At 68.0% G+C, this 16680-nt stretch carries 15 protein-coding genes and 1 tRNA gene; 15 read left to right on the forward strand and 1 reads right to left on the reverse strand.

The genetic code is table 11. From position 1 onward, the window contains the following. Positions 1-5: 5 nt before the first annotated feature. Together AC3IF3_RS14045 and phnN are read left to right on the forward strand one after the other, a co-directional pair. On the forward strand, positions 6-1142 hold the full coding sequence (locus tag AC3IF3_RS14045; protein WP_489229272.1) for an alpha-D-ribose 1-methylphosphonate 5-triphosphate diphosphatase: 1137 nt from the start codon (positions 6-8) through the stop codon (positions 1140-1142). After that, the gene (gene phnN, locus AC3IF3_RS14050) at positions 1142-1705 is read left to right on the forward strand and encodes a phosphonate metabolism protein/1,5-bisphosphokinase (PRPP-forming) PhnN (RefSeq protein ID WP_489229274.1); all 564 of its coding nucleotides are present in this window, start codon (positions 1142-1144) and stop codon (positions 1703-1705) included. Before AC3IF3_RS14045 ends, phnN begins: the two co-directional genes overlap by 1 nt. A 99-nt stretch (positions 1706-1804) precedes the next feature. On the opposite strand, the gene AC3IF3_RS14055 is transcribed toward phnN, so the two are convergent. Then, entirely contained in the window at positions 1805-2668 is an 864-nt protein-coding gene (locus AC3IF3_RS14055) for an outer membrane protein (RefSeq protein WP_243964800.1), read from the reverse strand. Positions 2669-2977: 309 nt separating this feature from the next. Here AC3IF3_RS14055 and tuf point away from each other — a divergent pair, with 309 nt between their 5' ends. From tuf to rpoB, 13 genes are all read left to right on the forward strand, one after another. Further along, the gene (gene tuf, locus AC3IF3_RS14060; protein ID WP_489216691.1) at positions 2978-4168 is read left to right on the forward strand and encodes an elongation factor Tu; all 1191 of its coding nucleotides are present in this window, start codon (positions 2978-2980) and stop codon (positions 4166-4168) included. A gap of 197 nt (positions 4169-4365) precedes the next feature. Beyond that, positions 4366-5220 (forward strand): DUF1444 domain-containing protein, encoded by an 855-nt coding sequence (locus tag AC3IF3_RS14065; RefSeq protein ID WP_489216693.1) that lies wholly within the window; start codon positions 4366-4368, stop codon positions 5218-5220. A gap of 211 nt (positions 5221-5431) precedes the next feature. Beyond that, positions 5432-5508 (forward strand) — tRNA-Trp (locus tag AC3IF3_RS14070). A 181-nt stretch (positions 5509-5689) separates the two neighbouring features. Continuing rightward, positions 5690-5986 (forward strand): preprotein translocase subunit SecE, encoded by a 297-nt coding sequence (gene secE, locus AC3IF3_RS14075; RefSeq protein ID WP_243969861.1) that lies wholly within the window; start codon positions 5690-5692, stop codon positions 5984-5986. 58 nt (positions 5987-6044) lie between these two features. Then, positions 6045-6578 carry a transcription termination/antitermination protein NusG gene (nusG, locus tag AC3IF3_RS14080; protein WP_243969957.1) on the forward strand — a complete coding sequence of 178 codons (534 nt, stop codon included), beginning with the start codon at positions 6045-6047 and terminating at the stop codon, positions 6576-6578. Positions 6579-6784: 206 nt separating this feature from the next. After that, positions 6785-7234, forward strand: a complete 450-nt coding sequence (gene rplK, locus AC3IF3_RS14085) for a 50S ribosomal protein L11 (protein WP_243969862.1) — start codon at positions 6785-6787, stop codon at positions 7232-7234. Positions 7235-7245: 11 nt separating this feature from the next. After that, positions 7246-7944, forward strand: coding sequence for a 50S ribosomal protein L1 (rplA, locus tag AC3IF3_RS14090; protein ID WP_243969864.1), 699 nt, complete (start codon positions 7246-7248; stop codon positions 7942-7944). A gap of 73 nt (positions 7945-8017) precedes the next feature. Further along, a complete protein-coding gene (locus AC3IF3_RS14095) occupies positions 8018-8308 on the forward strand; it encodes a GIY-YIG nuclease family protein (protein ID WP_489216696.1) in 291 nt (96 codons plus the stop codon). 242 nt (positions 8309-8550) lie between these two features. Next, positions 8551-10206 carry a B12-binding domain-containing radical SAM protein gene (locus AC3IF3_RS14100; RefSeq protein ID WP_243969867.1) on the forward strand — a complete coding sequence of 552 codons (1656 nt, stop codon included), beginning with the start codon at positions 8551-8553 and terminating at the stop codon, positions 10204-10206. Between the two features lie 294 nt (positions 10207-10500). Further along, positions 10501-10677 (forward strand): type II toxin-antitoxin system RelE/ParE family toxin, encoded by a 177-nt coding sequence (locus tag AC3IF3_RS14105; protein ID WP_489231297.1) that lies wholly within the window; start codon positions 10501-10503, stop codon positions 10675-10677. A gap of 655 nt (positions 10678-11332) precedes the next feature. Then, positions 11333-11851: a 50S ribosomal protein L10 gene (gene rplJ, locus AC3IF3_RS14110; RefSeq protein ID WP_489229276.1), complete on the forward strand. Its 519-nt coding sequence runs from the start codon at positions 11333-11335 to the stop codon at positions 11849-11851. Between the two features lie 49 nt (positions 11852-11900). Further along, the gene (gene rplL / locus AC3IF3_RS14115) at positions 11901-12278 is read left to right on the forward strand and encodes a 50S ribosomal protein L7/L12 (RefSeq protein ID WP_243969874.1); all 378 of its coding nucleotides are present in this window, start codon (positions 11901-11903) and stop codon (positions 12276-12278) included. 248 nt (positions 12279-12526) lie between these two features. Further along, positions 12527-16651 carry a DNA-directed RNA polymerase subunit beta gene (gene rpoB / locus AC3IF3_RS14120; RefSeq protein WP_489216705.1) on the forward strand — a complete coding sequence of 1375 codons (4125 nt, stop codon included), beginning with the start codon at positions 12527-12529 and terminating at the stop codon, positions 16649-16651. The last annotated feature ends 29 nt before the right edge of the window (positions 16652-16680 follow it).

Consider the following 16680-nt stretch of genomic DNA (forward strand, 5'->3'; position numbering starts at 1 on the left):
ATACGATGGACGACCTGATCATCGAGAACGCGACCCTGGTCCTGCCGGACCGGATTCAGCATGGCTGGCTCGCCGTCATCGACGGGGCCATCGCGGAGATCGGCGAGGGACGCGCGGGAGCCCGCGGCCTCGACCTCGGGGGCGACTACCTGATCCCGGGGCTGATCGAGCTGCATACCGACCACCTCGAGAGCCACTACGCCCCCCGGCCGAAGGTGCGCTGGCACCCGCTCGGGGCGGTGCTGGCCTACGATTCGCAGATCGCCGCCTCGGGCATCACCACGGTGTTCGATTCCCTGCGCGCGGGCAGCGATCCGGATGGCAGCGGCCTCGGCTCGGAGCTGGAGCAGCTGGGGGCGGCGATCGCCACCGCGCGCGCCCAGGGCCTGTTCCGGGCCGAGCACTTCACGCATCTGCGCTGCGAGCTGCCCTCGTCCGACGTGCTCGACTCGGTGGCGGCCTTCAGCGCCCACCATCCCGTGGGCCTGATCTCGCTGATGGACCACACCCCGGGCCAGCGGCAGTTCCGCGACATGGAGAAGTACTTCACCTACGCGACCCGGGGCGGCCGCCCGATCGACGAGATTCGAGCCAACACCGAGCGCAAGATCCGGGACGGCCAGGCCCTCAATGCCAGCAACCGCCCGGCCCTGGTCCATTACGCGCGGGAGATGGGCATCCCCCTGGCGAGCCACGACGACACCACCCTGGCCGATGTCGATCTCGCGGTCGGCGAGGGGGTGCGGCTCGCCGAATTCCCCACCACCCTGGAGGCGGCGCAGGCCGCCCACCGCCGGGGCCTCACCGTGATGATGGGCGCGCCGAACCTGATCCGCGGCGGCTCGCATTCCGGGAACGTCGCCGCCCAGACGCTGGCCGAGGCCGGGCATCTCGACATCCTGTCGTCGGATTACGTACCGGCGAGCCTGCTCATGGCGGCCTTCCTGCTGCCCGAGCGGGTGCCGGCGATCACCCTGCCGGAGGCGCTCGCCACGGTGACGGCGAACCCGGCCCGCGCCACCGGCCTGACCGATCGCGGCGCCCTGGCGCTGGGCCTGCGGGCCGACCTCGTCCGGGTGCAGCGGGCCGAGGGTGTGCCGGTGGTCCGCGAGGTCTGGCGCGCCGGCCGGCGGGTCGCCTGATGGCGGGGTGCCTGGTCCTGGTGGTCGGCCCGAGCGGGGCCGGCAAGGACACGCTGATCCGGCTGGCGCGGGCGGCGCTCGCCGGAGACCCGCGCTATGTCTTCCCGCGCCGCCTCGTGACGCGACCGCCCTCGCCGGACGAGGACAACGATGAGATCGATGCGGCCGCCTTCGCGGAGGGCTGTGCCGAGGGCTGCTTCACCCTGCATTGGCGCGCCCACGGCCTCGGCTACGCCATCCCGGCGGAGGCCGGCCGTCTCGTGGCGGCGGGGCACGTGGTGGTCTGCAACGTCTCCCGCCGCGTCGTGGCACAGGCCCGCGCCGCCGACCCGCGCGTGAGCGTCGTCGAGATCACGGCGCCCCCCGAGATCCTGATGCAGCGCCTCGCCGCCCGGGGCCGGGCCGAGGACGGCGACCTCGCCGCGCGGCTCGCCCGCGAGGTCCCTGTCGAGGCCGACCTGAGGATTCTCAACGTGGGCGCGCCGGCGTCCGGGGCAGAGCGCTTGGTGGCGCATCTGCGCACCTGCGGAGCCGATCGCCCTCAGGATCGATCGGCAAGCTGAGGCGTCACGCGATACCGGCCATGAAAAAGGGCGCGTGCCGGATCCGGCACGCGCCCCATGGCTCGCCCGGGACAAGCGTCCCGGGGGATGTTGAGAGGACTAGAAGCCGCCAAACTTGTAGTTGAAGCCGGCGCGGACGATGCTGCCCTCCGTGCGGAAGCGCGAGATGTAGGAGCCGTTGCCGACACCCGCGATGGCGCCGACCAGCACGCTCTGGCTGCCGAGATCGTAGTGCAGGTACTCGGCCTTCACGGTGATGGCGTCGTACTTGATGCCCAGGTAGCGTCCGATCGCGAAGGTGTTCAGGAAGCTGTCGGTCGGCAGCGCGAACTCGATACCGCCGCCATAGGCGAAGCCGGTCTTGAAGTCGTCGTAGCGGCCGGCGAACTGCAGGCGCCCGCCCGGGGTGTAGAAGTTGGCGTCGTGGAACACGTTGCCGTAGGCGAGACCGCCCATCCCGTAGACCAGGACGCGATCGAAGGCGTAGCCGACGCGGCCCGTGAGGGTGCCGAGCCAATCGAGGCTCTGACGGAACTGGCTGATGTTCGGCGCGCCGCCCGCGACGTTGCCGGTGCCGAGCACCACCCGATTCTTGGTGATGTCGGTCCAGTCGATGCTGTTGGCGATACCGACCACGATGCCCGAGCCGGGCGTGAACTGGTAGTTGTAGCCGGCGGTGCCACCGACGTTGGCGATGCCGTCCTGCGAGGTCGAGGTCAGCAACGGGCGGCGGCCGAGCGCCACGTTGTTGGCGTTGCCCGGCAGGACGCCGACCGTGGTGATGCGCTCACGGTCGGTGAAGGTGTAGGCCGACTCGAGACCGGCGTAGAAGCCCGTCCAGGTGAAGACCGGCACGGGGGTGAACACCGGCGGCGGCGCGGCGCGGCGCGGCAGGTCGGCGGCCGAGGCGGCCGTCGTGACCAGGGCGGTCGCGGCGCTGGCGAGGAGGAGCTTCTTCATCATGGTGGCGGGATCCAAGCTTGTGCGTTGTTGAGCGCAGTTAAGCTGGGCGGCACAGATCCCGCTATGCCTCCGCTGCCACACTGTGTCCCGAAAGTGCCGGTTCGATTTCCGGAGACTGATAATTCCACGTTCAAGACGCTGAGGTGCGGCTTGACAGCGGAGGCGGCCGCAGGGCCCCGCCGCGTGCGGGACCTTGATCCCCGGCGGCCGACCCTCTAAGCGGACCGCGTTTTGCGCCCCTGTCCGAGTTCGGGGCGGCCGACCAGGATCCGGGGCCTCCGATTGGTCCCCGCCGCAGGAATGGGAATCATGGGCAAGGAAAAGTTCGCTCGCACCAAGCCGCACTGCAACATCGGCACGATCGGGCACGTGGATCACGGCAAGACGTCTTTGACGGCGGCGATCACGAAGGTCCTGGCCGAGACGGGCGGGGCGACGTTCACGGCCTACGACCAGATCGACAAGGCGCCGGAGGAGAAGGCGCGCGGGATCACGATCTCGACGGCGCACGTGGAGTACGAGACGGCCAACCGGCACTACGCCCACGTCGATTGCCCCGGCCACGCCGACTACGTGAAGAACATGATCACCGGGGCGGCGCAGATGGACGGCGCGATCCTGGTGGTGTCGGCGGCCGACGGCCCGATGCCGCAGACCCGCGAGCACATCCTGCTGGCCCGCCAGGTCGGCGTCCCGGCGCTGGTGGTGTTCCTCAACAAGGTCGACATGGTCGACGACGAGGAGCTGCTGGAGCTGGTCGAGCTCGAGGTGCGCGAGCTCCTGTCGAAGTACGACTTCCCGGGCGACGACATCCCGATCACCAAGGGCTCGGCGCTGATGGCGCTGGAGGACAAGGAGCCCAAGATCGGCAAGGAGGCGGTGCTGGCGCTGATGGCCACCGTCGACAGCTACATCCCGCAGCCGGAGCGGCCGATCGACCTGCCGTTCCTGATGCCGATCGAGGACGTGTTCTCGATCTCGGGGCGCGGCACGGTGGTGACGGGCCGGGTCGAGCGCGGGATCGTGAAGGTCGGCGAGACGGTGGAGATCGTCGGCATCCGCGACACGCAGACCACGACGGTGACCGGCGTGGAGATGTTCCGCAAGCTGCTCGACCAGGGCCAGGCGGGCGACAACGTCGGCGTGCTGCTGCGCGGCACGAAGCGCGAGGACGTGGAGCGCGGCCAGGTCGTGTGCAAGCCGGGTTCGGTGAAGCCGCACGCCAAGTTCAAGGCCGAGGCCTACATCCTGACCAAGGAAGAGGGCGGGCGGCACACGCCGTTCTTCACGAACTACCGGCCGCAATTCTACTTCCGCACGACGGACGTGACCGGGATCGTGACCCTGCCGGAGGGCACCGAGATGGTGATGCCGGGCGACAACGTGACCATGGACGTGGTGCTGATCGTGCCGGTGGCCATGGAGGAGAAGCTGCGCTTCGCCATCCGCGAGGGCGGCCGCACCGTCGGCGCCGGCGTCGTCGCCGCCATCAACGACTGAAACGCGCGCGAGGCCCGGCGCACCGCGCGCCGGGCCGCAAGCACTCCGGGGTGAGTCCAGTGGATATCGACCCGGATCGATATGAGTCCCGCCGGCCTTCGTCTTGACGGAGCGCCGGCGTTGCTTTGTCGTGTCTCCGCGCGGTCTTCGGGGAGACTCGGATGTCGGTCGGCTCCATTCTCCGGGCCGGGTGTCTCATGGCCCTGATCTGTGTGGGAGCGGCGGTCCTGGCCGGCGCGGCCTGGGGTGATGCGCTGACCGACGGACGCTTCCGCGCGGAGGTGGCGGTGCTGATCCAGGGCCTCCGGCCGGGGGCGAAAATCCTTCTGGAGGCGGATCCGGCGCAGATCAGCGTCGGCACGAAGACGATCGACCTCACCAACCTGTATCAGCGCGTCGACGGCCTCTCCGAAACCGAACGCCGTCGGGAGGTGGAGGAGTTCCTCGGCGTCGCCTTCGCGAAGGCCGTCCCCGCGCCGGACACGGGCGACTTCGCGGCGATCCGGTCGCGCCTGCGCCCGCAGCTCGTGCCGAACGAGATCCTCCAACAATACAAGATGCTCGCGCATCGTCGGTTTTCCGAGACGCTGCACGTGGTCTACGTCCTCGACGAGCCGAATCGCTATCAGTACGTGACCCGCGAGATGCTCGCGGGCTGGCAGGTCGATCCCGCATTGGTGGAGACGACGGCCGTAGCGAACCTGGCCGCCACCTCGGCGGATGCGCCGTTCGAGCTCGTGCTCGGGGACGGTGCGCCCCTGTTCGCCATGGCTGATCCCGGCGACGACTTCGCCATCGCGCGGCTGCTCGTGCCGTCCTATCTCGACGAGATCCGGACCGCCCTCAAGACGGACAGCATCACGCTGGCCGGACCGACGCGCAACCTGCTCCTCGCCTGGCCGTCCGGCAGCCCGGCCCGACGCGACCTGGCCGCGGAAGCGACGCGCTACCTGCGCACCGGACCGTATGGCCGCAGCGACGAGCTGTTCTGCTTTGACGGCCACCAGGTCCGGCCGCTGAACACGACGGAGCGGGCGGATCACGGCCGCTGATTCCCGGCGGCTGCGCGGTTCGCCGTAACCGGGGATGCCTCCGGCCGATCGGGCCCGGCAGCGCGGCGCCGAAACCGAGGTCTCGCGCCCTTCGCGGGGCCGCATCCCCACGTGACCGGGATGCAGGGATGCGATTCCGGGTTCGCCGGCCTCCACCATGCCGCCGAACCCCTTGCAAGCCGGTCCACGATGAGGCATTGGGCAACGCGCTAGGAGTGTAGCTCAACTGGTCAGAGCGCCGGTCTCCAAAACCGGAGGTTGCGGGTTCGAGTCCCTCCACTCCTGCCAGACATCCTGCCCGATCCCGCGCGGCGGCCCGGTCGACAAGCCGCCGGAGTTGCGCTAGAGCGGGCCCAATCCGAGATCTGAAGCGACCGTCGGTGCGGGCCCATCCGGGTCCTCGGCGCCGACATTCGCGTTCCCGGAGCGGTCTCTGCCCGGGGCCGAACACGCGACAGACACTGGCACCATGGCATCGAACGAAGCGACCAAGAAGGTGGATCTGGTGCGCGGCGCGGCCCGCGGTCCCGCGAACCCGCCGCCGGCCCGTCCGGCGACGCCGGTCCGGGCGCCGCAGAAGCGCGCGACCCCCGGCGAGTTCTTCGCCCAGGTCCGCGACGAAGCGCGCAAGGTGACGTGGCCGAGCCGCCGCGAGACCACGATCACCACGATCATGGTCTTCGTGATGGTGGTGGTGACGAGCCTGTTCTTCACCGTGGTGGACCAGGCCCTGCGCTTCGTGGTCGGCCTGATCCTCGGCCTCTGAGGCCGGGGCGCGATTGAACGAGGGAGACCTCGCGGACTTGTCGGAGTTGAACGCAACCGTGTCGAAGCGCTGGTACATCGTCCACGCCTACTCGAACTTCGAGAACAAGGTCGCACAGTCCATCAGGGACCAGGCGGCCCAGCGCGGGCTGGCCGAGCTGTTCGACGAGGTCATGGTCCCGATCGAGAAGGTCGTGGAGGTGCGCCGCGGCCGGAAGGTCGACGCCGAGCGCAAGTTCTTCCCCGGCTACGTGCTGGTGAAGTGCGACCTGACCGACGAGGTCTACCACCTCATCAAGAACACCCCGAAGGTCACGGGCTTCCTCGGCGCCGACAAGTCCAAGCCCGTGCCGATCCCCGATTCCGAGGCCGAGCGGATCAAGGGCCAGGTCGCCGAGGGCGTTGACCGGCCGAAGCCGTCCGTCTCGTTCGAGATCGGCGAGACCGTCCGGGTCGCCGACGGCCCCTTCGCCAGCTTCAACGGCACCGTCGAGGAGATCGACGAGGCCCGCTCCCGCCTCAAGGTGGCCGTGTCGATCTTCGGCCGCGCCACCCCGGTGGAGCTCGAATACGCCCAGGTCGAGAAGGCCTGATCGTAAGAGGCGAATGGCGAATGGCGAATGGCGAATAGGGGGCTTCGGCCTTCCACGCGCCGTTCGCCATTCGCCGCTTGCCGATCACCCGCGGGAGATCCGCCCGGCCTCGCCTCCGGGATCCACGGATCGCACCGCGACCTGCAACCGTCCGACCCGCCCGCGCTTAGGCAGCCCGGCGGCGGACGCAGTTTGGGAGATATCCCATGGCGAAGAAGATCACGGGTTACGTGAAGCTTCAGGTCCCGGCCGGCGCGGCGAACCCGTCGCCGCCGATCGGCCCCGCGCTCGGTCAGCGCGGCCTCAACATCATGGAATTCTGCAAGGCCTTCAACGCGAAGACCGCGCAGATCGAGAAGGGCACCCCGATCCCGGTGGTCATCACCGCGTATCAGGATCGCTCGTTCACCTTCGAGATGAAGCAGCCGCCGGTCACCTTCTTCCTGAAGAAGGCCGCCGGGCTGAAGATCGGCAAGAAGCCGGCCTCCGGCTCGAAGACCCCCGGCAAGGGCCCGACCGTCGGCAAGATCTCCGAGGCGCAGCTGCGCGAGATCGCCGAGAAGAAGATGCCCGACCTCAACTGCGACTCGGTGGAGTCGGCCGTTGCCATGATCCGCGGCTCCGCCCGGGCCATGGGCCTCGAAGTCACGGCCTGAGGGAGGACATCATGGCTAAGGAAGGCAAGCGCATCCGCGCCGCCCGCGAGGGCATCGAGGTTACCAAGCTCTATTCCCTCGACGAGGCGATCAAGCTCGTGAAGGAGCGGGCCACCGCGAAGTTCGACGAGACCGTCGAGGTCTCGATGAATCTCGGGGTCGATCCCCGCCACGCCGACCAGATGGTCCGCGGTGTTTGCAACCTGCCGAACGGCTCCGGCCGGACGGTCCGCGTGGCGGTCTTCGCCCGTGGCGCCAAGGCGGACGACGCCAAGGCGGCAGGCGCCGACATCGTCGGCGCCGAGGATCTCCTGGAGATCGTCCAGGGCGGCAAGATCGAGTTCGACCGCTGCATCGCGACCCCGGACATGATGCCGCTGGTCGGCCGTCTCGGTAAGGTGCTGGGCCCGCGCGGCCTGATGCCGAACCCGAAGGTCGGGACCGTCACCATGGACGTGAAGGGCGCCGTCGCCGGCGCCAAGGGCGGCTCGGTGGAGTTCCGCGTCGAGAAGGCCGGCATCGTCCATGCCGGCGTCGGCAAGGTCTCGTTCGATGCCGACAAGCTCGTCGAGAACATCAAGGCCTTCGCCGACGCGGTCGCCAAGGCGAAGCCCGCGGGCGCCAAGGGCACCTACGTCCAGCGCATCGCCGTCACCTCGACGATGGGCCCGGGCGTGAAGGTCGAGCCGAACACGGTCCTGACCGCCTGAGGCAAGGCAGAGCATCTACGCTGCGGAGCGCCCGGCCGGAAACGGCCGGGCGTTTTCCGTTGCGGGGGCGCGGATGGAGCGGCTGTCCCACGTGTACATTCTGGCGAGCCGGCGGAACGGCACGCTGTACACCGGCTCGACCACGGATCTGGCGCGGCGTGTTTGGGAGCATCGTACGGGCGCCATGCCGGGGTTCACCCGGGATTACGGCGTGACCATGCTGGTCTGGTACGAAGCCTGTCCGCGGATCATCGATGCCCGGGTACGGGACTATGCGATCAAGCGCTGGCGGCGGGCCTGGAAGCTCGCGTTGATCGAGGAATTCAATCCCGCGTGGCGCGATCGGTATGACGATCTGGTCTGATGAGCCGCTTCGCGGCGAGTTTTGTGCTGGGTCCCGGATCAGGTTCCGCTGTCGCTGCACCTGTCCGGGAAAAGGGTGGTGCAGGATGAAACACCCACCCTTTCCCGGGCGCATGGAGCGCTAGCGGAATGCGACCCGGGACCCAGCACACAAATCGCCGCGACAGCGGCGCCACTTTCCTCACGGCATTCTTAACGGTGGAGGGGGGCGCCAACGCGCGCGGCTGTGCTAGATAGGCCGCCATGCGATGCACCCTGACGGTCACCTCCAAGCGACGCATTCTCTGCGTCTTCCCCGCCTACACGCCGTCCTTCGGGACATTCTCCCACGCCTATCCGTTGATGGGCGGGGTGAAGGCGTTCATGCCGCCGCAGGGGCTGCTGCTGATCGCGGCCTACATGCCCGAGGCGTGGGAATGCCGGTTCATCGATGAGAATATCCGCCGCGCCGGCCCGGCCGACTTCGCCTGGGCCGATGCGGTCTTCGTCTCCGGGATGCACATCCAGGAGCCCCAGATCCACGACATCCGCGACCGTGCCCGCGCGGCCGGCAAGGTCACCGCGCTCGGCGGCCCCTCGGTCTCGGGCGCCCCGGAAAAGTACGGCGATTTCGACTACCTCCACGTCGGCGAGATCGGCGACGCCACGGACCAGCTGGTCGCGCGCCTCGACGCCGACCTGACGCCGCCCCCCGCCCAGGTGGTGCTGGAGACCAAGGACCGCCTCGCCCTCGCCGATTTCCCGGCCCCGGCCTACGAGGCGGCGCCGCTCAAGCGCTACCTGATCGGCTCCCTCCAATTCTCCTCGGGCTGCCCCTATCGCTGCGAGTTCTGCGACATCCCGCAGCTCTACGGCCGCCAGCCGCGGCTGAAGAGCCCCGAGCAGATGTGCGCCGAACTCGACGCCATCATCAGCCAGCCGGGCCACCCGGCGGTGGTCTACTTCGTCGACGACAACTTCATCGCCAACCGCAAGGCGACCCGCGAGATGCTGCCGCACCTCGTGGAGTGGCAGAAGAAGAACGCCTACCCGCTGCAGTTCGCCTGCGAGGCGACGCTGAACATGGCCAAGCAGCCCGAGATCCTCGAGCTGATGCGGCAGGCGAACTTCATGACCGTGTTCGTCGGCATCGAGACGCCGGAGGCGGACGCCCTCAAGGGCATCGACAAGACCCACAATGCCGCCGTGCCGATGTACGAGGCGATCGAGACCCTGAATTCCTACGGGCTCGAGGTGACCTCGGGCATCATCCTGGGGCTCGATTCCGATTCGGACCAATCCGAGCAGAACCTGATCGACTTCATCGACCGCTCGGCGATTCCCGTGCTGACTATCAACCTTCTCCAGGCCCTGCCCAAGACCCCGCTCTGGGACCGGCTCACCCGCGAGGGCCGGCTCATCCACGATGCCAGCCTCGAATCGAACGTCCTGTTCAAGCGCCCGCACGATACCGTCGTGAGCAGCTGGCGCCGGGCCATCGCCCATGCCTACACGCCCGAGAAGATCTTCGAGCGGTTCAAGCACCAATGCGCGGTGACCTACCCGAACCGGATCACCACGCCGACGGCGGGCAAGCTGACCCGCACCAACCTGCGCCGGGGCCTGATCCTCGGCTTCAACATCATCACGCGGGTCGGGATCTTTTCGGATTATCGCAAGCCGTTCTGGAGCGCGGCCGGCTACGCGCTGAAGCGGGGGCAGATCGAGGCGGTGTTCAACATGGGCTTCGTCGCCCACCACCTGATCCGCTTCACCCGGGAGGCCCTGCGCGGCGAGCACAACGCCTCGTTCTACGCCGCCAGGGCCGCGGAGGCGAAGGAGGCGGAGAAGGCCGCCCGCGACCGGACCTGGTGGGAGGCGGCCCGGCGCAAGCTGGTGCCGGAGCGCGAGGCGGCGTAGCCTGTGCCACGAGCTCCGGATTGCTGTAGCCACGCATGGCTGACATCGACCTGACCTCCGACCTCGATCGCTTCGTGCGAAGCCAGGTCCAGGTGGGTTGATTCCGGACTCCATCCGATGTGATCGCCGTGGGTTTGCGCCTGCTGGAAGAGCACATTGCGATGGAAGCCGAGCACCGGGACGAAGTCCTAGCCGCGATCGTTGCCGCCTTCGACGATTCACGACCGGGGATCCCAGTTGCTTCAGCCTTCGCCCGGCTGGAGGAACGGCACGCACGCCGGGTGGACGGCAACGGTGGACTTTGGAATCACGCTCCGCGCCGAGGCGGTCGCGGATCTCGATGCGCTTTACGATTACATCGCATCTGACAGCCCGGAACACGCGATCACATTCATCCGGCTGATCCGGAACCGTTGCGAGTCGCTATCTCAGCTTCCGAAGGTTGGTTTTACCCGGGACGATCGATCTTAGGCCCGGGCTACGGCTCGTCGCATTTGAGCGTCGCGTGGTCATCGCATATGCCCTGCGTGAGACGCGCATTGATGTCCTGCGCATCCTCTATCGCGGGCGCGACGTCGACGCTCTGCTCGGTCGGTCGGCAAAGCCGAGCGAGGCGTGAGTGGCGAGGACAACCCGAGCCGGCAAACCCTTGCCTGCGGCGGAAAAGTCGCGCTTCGGCCCTTGGCAGGCGGTTTGCTAGGCTCTATACACCGCGCCTTACGCATTTCATCCTCACGGAAGGAGACGGCCGATCGGCCGTTTTCCGCTCGAAATGTCGCCCGGGCAACCGGGTGGCACTGGCCGGTAAGGATCCTAGGGGTGACGAGCCCCGCGGAGCCTCGTCCGGCCATGTCCTGTCCGAGACTGCAGGCGCCGGTTCGCCGGCTTAATCCACCAGCCTGCACAGACGGGGAAGACCGAATTCGACAACGCCTCGCCCCGGCCCCGGCCGCGGGAGGGGTATCGGTTTGAACCCACTCGCCCGAGGCGGCCTCCAGGGGCACGCGCGGGGACAGGGCCGCGAAGCGTCGTTCGGACGTTCCCGGTCTTACGGCCGAGATCACGTCCGGGCGGCATGTGCAACCGGCGGACCCGAATCCGGGTTCCGCCAACCGGAGAGAGCCCAGTGGACCGGACAGCTAAAGCTGATCTCGTCTCGACGCTCAACGGCGTGTTCAGTCAGAGCGCCGTCGTCGTCGTGGCCCACTACAAGGGCCTCACGGTCGCCGACATGCAGAAGCTGCGTTCGCAGATGAAGCAGGCCGGCGCCACCGTGAAGGTCGCCAAGAACAGCCTCGCCGGCATCGCACTCGATGGCACGGATGTCGCCTCCATCAAGCCGCTCCTGAAGGGCCCGACCCTGCTCGCCTATTCGGGCGATCCGGTCGCCGCCGCCAAGGTCGTGGTCGATTTCGCCAAGGCTAACGAGAAGCTCGTGATCCTCGGCGGCGCGATGGGGACGACTGCCCTGAACCCGGACGGCGTGAAGGCCCTCGCCTCGCTCCCGTCCCTCGACGAACTGCGCGCCAAGATCGTGGGCCTCGTGCAGGCGCCCGCGACCAAGATCGCTCAGGTCGTCAATGCGCCGGCGGCCAAGCTCGCCCGCGTGTTCGGGGCCTATGCCACCAAGGACGAGGCCGCCTGAGGCCCTTCAAAAATCACCTGTTCGAACCGATATCTGAGAGGAATTGAAAATGGCTGATCTTGCCAAGCTCGTCGACGACCTGTCCTCGCTGACCGTTCTCGAGGCTGCCGACCTGGCCAAGATGCTCGAAGAGAAGTGGGGCGTCTCCGCCGCTGCTGCCGTCGCCGTGGCCGCCGGCCCGGCCGCCGGTGGCGCCGCCGCCGCCGTCGAGGAGCAGACCGAGTTCACGGTCGTCCTCGCCGCCGCCGGCGAGAAGAAGATCGAGGTCATCAAGGAAGTCCGCGCCATCACCGGCCTGGGCCTCAAGGAAGCCAAGGATCTGGTCGAAGGCGCGCCGAAGCCCGTCAAGGAGGCCGTCTCCAAGGACGAGGCCGAGAAGCTCAAGGCCCAGCTCGAGAAGGCTGGCGCCAAGGTCGAGCTCAAGTAAGTCGACGATGGGCCGATCCCGGCCCGTCACCCCACGGAGGTCCGTTCCGGGCCTGTCGTGACTGGAGCCCGCGGGTGTCGTGCCCGCGGGCTTTAGGCCGCTTCGGCGGACGGTCCCGTCAGGGGCCGGAGATGAGATTTCGGTTCGGTGGCGCCGCCCGGCGGGGCGCGCGTCACGGCCCGGTGCGGGAGGTCCCTTCGCGGGAACGCTTCCCCGGGCGTGAGGCACGCGGGTAGGAGCGAGGTCACATGGCCAACACGCTGGTCGGTCGCAAGCGCATTCGGAAGTTCTTCGGCAAGATCAAGGAAGTTGCCGAGATGCCGAACCTCATTGAGGTTCAGAAGGCGTCCTACGACCAGTTCCTGATGGTCGACGAGCCCGAAGGCGGGCGCGGCGACGAGGGCCTGCAGAGCGTGTTCAAGTCGGTCTTCCCGATCTCCGACTTCGCCGCCACCGCCCTGCTCGAATTCGTGCGCTACACCTTCGAGGCGCCCAAATACGACGTCGACGAGTGCCGCCAGCGCGGCATCACCTTCGCGGCCCCGCTGAAGGTGACCCTGCGGCTGATCGTGTTCGACGTCGATCCCGACACCCAGGCCAAGTCGGTCAAGGACATCAAGGAGCAGGACGTCTACATGGGCGACATGCCCCTGATGACGGAGAACGGCACCTTCATCGTCAACGGCACCGAGCGGGTCATCGTCTCGCAGATGCACCGTTCGCCGGGCGTGTTCTTCGATCACGACAAGGGCAAGACCCATTCCTCGGGCAAGCTCCTGTTCGCCGCCCGCATCATCCCGTACCGGGGCTCCTGGCTGGACGTCGAGTTCGACGCCAAGGACATCGTCCATGTCCGCATCGACCGGAAGCGCAAGCTGCCGGCGACGTCGCTGCTCTACGCGCTCGGCCTCGACGGCGAGGAGATCCTGTCGACCTTCTACAACCGCGTGGCCTATGACCGCGACGGTGCCGAGTGGCGCGTGCCGTTCGACGCCGAGCGGATGAAGGGCATGAAGGCCACCGTCGACCTGATCGACGCCGATTCCGGCGAGGTCGTGCTCGAGGCCGGCAAGAAGCTCAACGCCCGCAACGCCCGCCAGATCACCGAGAAGGGTACCCGGTTCCTCAAGGCGACCGACGAGGATCTCGTCGGCCAGTACATCGCCGAGGATCTGGTCAACGCGCAGACCGGTGAGATCTGGGCCGAGGCCGGCGAGGAGATCACCGACAAGCTCCTGAAGAGCCTGGACGATGTCGGCATCACCGAGTTGCCGGTGCTCGACATCGACCACGTCAATGTCGGTCCCTACATCCGCAACACCCTGGCGGTGGACAAGAATTCCGGCCGCGAGGGCGCGCTGTTCGACATCTACCGGGTGATGCGCCCGGGCGAGCCGCCGACCCTCGACACCGCCGAGGCGATGTTCCACTCGCTGTTCTTCGATTCCGAGCGCTACGACCTCTCGGCGGTCGGCCGCGTGAAGATGAACATGCGCCTCGACCTCGACGCCGCCGACACCGTGCGGACGCTGCGCAAGGAGGACATGCTGGCGGTGGTGAAGGCGCTGGTCGAGCTGCGCGACGGCAAGGGCGAGGTCGACGACATCGATCACCTCGGCAACCGCCGCGTCCGCTCGGTGGGCGAGCTCATGGAGAACCAGTACCGCCTGGGCCTCCTGCGCATGGAGCGCGCCATCCGCGAGCGCATGAGCCAGGTCGATATCGACACGGTCATGCCGCAGGACCTGATCAACGCGAAGCCCGCGGCGGCCGCCGTGCGCGAGTTCTTCGGCTCGTCGCAGCTCTCGCAGTTCATGGACCAGACCAACCCGCTCTCCGAGGTGACGCACAAGCGCCGCCTCTCGGCGCTCGGCCCGGGCGGTCTGACCCGCGAGCGCGCCGGGTTCGAGGTGCGCGACGTGCACCCGACCCATTACGGCCGCATCTGCCCGATCGAGACGCCGGAAGGCCCGAATATCGGCCTGATCAACTCGCTCGCCACCTTCGCCCGGGTGAACAAGTACGGCTTCATCGAGACCCCGTTCCGCCGCGTCCGCGACGGCGTGGTCACCGACGAGGTCGCCTACCTCTCGGCCATGGAGGAGGCAAAGTACTACGTCGCCCAGGCGAACGCCCAGATGGACGAGGCCCGCAAGCTCACGGAGGACCTCGTGGTCTGCCGCCGGGCCGGCGAGGTGATCGTCGTGGGGCCCGAGCGCGTCGACCTCATGGACGTGTCGCCCAAGCAGCTGGTCTCGGTCGCCGCGGCGCTGATCCCGTTCCTGGAGAACGACGACGCCAACCGCGCCCTCATGGGCTCGAACATGCAGCGTCAGGCGGTGCCGCTGGTCCGCGCCGACGCCCCGTTCGTGGGCACCGGCATGGAGGCGGTGGTCGCCCGGGATTCCGGGGCTGCCATCGCGGCCCGCCGGGCCGGCATCATCGATCAGGTCGATGCCACCCGTATCGTCATCCGCGCCACCGAGGAGGCCGACGCCACCAAGCCGGGCGTCGACATCTACCGCCTGCAGAAGTTCCAGCGCTCCAACCAGTCGACCTGCATCACGCAGAAGCCGCTGGTCCGCGTCGGCGAGTTCGTGAAGAAGGGCGAGATCATCGCCGACGGTCCCTCGACCGAGTTCGGCGAGCTGGCCCTCGGCCGGAACGTGCTCGTCGCGTTCATGCCGTGGAACGGCTACAACTTCGAGGATTCGATCCTGCTCTCCGAGCGGATCGTGAAGGATGACGTGTTCACCTCGATCCACATCGAGGAGTTCGAGGTGATGGCCCGCGACACCAAGCTCGGGCCGGAGGAGATCACCCGCGACATCCCGAACGTCTCCGAGGAGGCGCTCAAGAACCTCGACGAGGCCGGCATCGTCTACATCGGTGCCGAGGTGAATGCCGGCGACATCCTCGTGGGCAAGATCACCCCGAAGGGCGAGAGCCCGATGACGCCGGAGGAGAAGCTGCTCCGCGCCATCTTCGGTGAGAAGGCCTCCGACGTGCGCGACACCTCCCTGCGGGTGCCGCCGGGCGTCACCGGCACGATCGTCGAGGTGCGGGTGTTCAACCGCCACGGCGTCGACAAGGACGAGCGCGCCCAGGCGATCGAGCGCGAGGAGATCGAGCGGCTCGCCAAGGACCGCGACGACGAGCAGGCGATCCTCGACCGCAACACCTATGCGCGTCTCGCGGACGTGCTGATCGGTCAGGCGCCGGTGGCCGGCCCGAAGGGCTTCAAGAAGGACACCACGCTCACCCGCGAGCTGATCAACGACTACCCGCGCTCGCAATGGTGGCAGTTCGCCGTCATCGAAGACCGTCTCATGACCGAGATGGAGGCGATGCAGAAGCAGTACGACGAGTCGAAGAAGCGCCTGGAGCAGCGCTTCCTCGACAAGGTCGAGAAGCTGCAGCGCGGCGACGAGCTGCCCCCCGGCGTTATGAAGATGGTCAAGGTCTTCGTGGCGGTGAAGCGCAAGATCCAGCCGGGCGACAAGATGGCCGGCCGCCACGGCAACAAGGGTGTCGTGTCGCGGATCGTGCCGATCGAGGACATGCCGTTCCTGGAGGACGGGACGCATGCCGACATCGTGCTCAACCCGCTGGGCGTGCCCTCGCGCATGAACGTCGGACAGATCCTGGAGACGCACCTCGGCTGGGCGGCTGCGGGCCTGGGTCGCAAGGTCTCCAAGGCGGTGGATGCCTATCTGAAGTCGCACGACATCGCGCCGCTGCGTCAGGAGATGGAGGCGATCTACTCGCCGGGCGAGCTCGACGGCCTGACGGACGAGGAGCTGGCCGAGGCCGGCAACAACGTCCGCCGCGGCGTGCCGATGGCCACCCCGGTGTTCAACGGCGCCAAGGAGGCCGATATCGAGCAGATGCTGGAGATGGCCGGCCTCGACCGCTCGGCGCAGTCGACGCTCTATGACGGGCGTACCGGCGAGCCCTTCGACCGCAAGGTGACGATGGGCTACATCTACATGCTGAAGCTGCACCACCTGGTGGACGACAAGATCCACGCCCGGTCGATCGGCCCGTACTCGCTCGTCACCCAGCAGCCGCTGGGCGGCAAGGCGCAGTTCGGCGGTCAGCGCTTCGGCGAGATGGAGGTTTGGGCGCTGGAGGCCTACGGCGCGGCCTACACGCTGCAGGAGATGCTCACGGTGAAGTCGGACGACGTGGCCGGCCGCACCAAGGTCTACGAGGCGATCGTCCGCGGCGACGACACCTTCGAGGCCGGCATCCCCGAGTCGTTCAACGTGCTCGTCAAGGAGATGCGCTCGCTCGGCCTCAACGTCGAGCTCACCTCCTCCAAGAAGGCCGCCAACGACCAGCTCGAGCCGCCGGCGGACGCCGCCGAGTAGCGATCGTCGCAAGAGACCTCCCGTGGCGG

The sequence above is a fragment of the Methylobacterium sp. J-118 genome, from assembly GCF_057836565.1.